This window comes from Lysinibacillus sp. GbtcB16, from assembly GCF_019091145.1.
Lineage (GTDB): Bacteria > Bacillota > Bacilli > Bacillales_A > Planococcaceae > Lysinibacillus > Lysinibacillus fusiformis.
In genome coordinates this window covers 1-260 of sequence record NZ_JAGXJV010000548.1, presented here as the reverse complement: position 1 = coordinate 260, position 260 = coordinate 1, and the positions used below count along the sequence as shown (strand labels likewise).

1 protein-coding gene is annotated in these 260 nt (G+C 44.6%); it reads left to right on the top strand.

Going from position 1 to position 260, the window contains the following annotated elements:
- Window positions 1-27: 27 nt before the first annotated feature.
- Window positions 28-260 (top strand): hypothetical protein (locus tag KVT27_RS25205; protein ID WP_217582232.1); only part of this gene is annotated, 233 nt, incomplete at its 3' end.

Below are 260 nucleotides of genomic sequence, written 5' to 3'. Positions count from 1 at the left end.
GACAGCACACCTTTTTCGAGTGGAATTATGATCTACAAACTGAACTATCCGGCTCTCGTGAGTAATTTCCAGCAGAGCATTGACAGTGGCAGCAGCCTTATTGCCTTCGACCAATACAACATGCCTTTTCTCTATTTAAAAGGATCCTCCGATCTCACATGGAGTGAACTTGCGGTAGCAGCTCAAACTTCGAAAGCACGAATTCCCGGGTATCTCTTCATGCAGGAAACGTCGTCGAAACAGAAATTTCATGTTGTGAA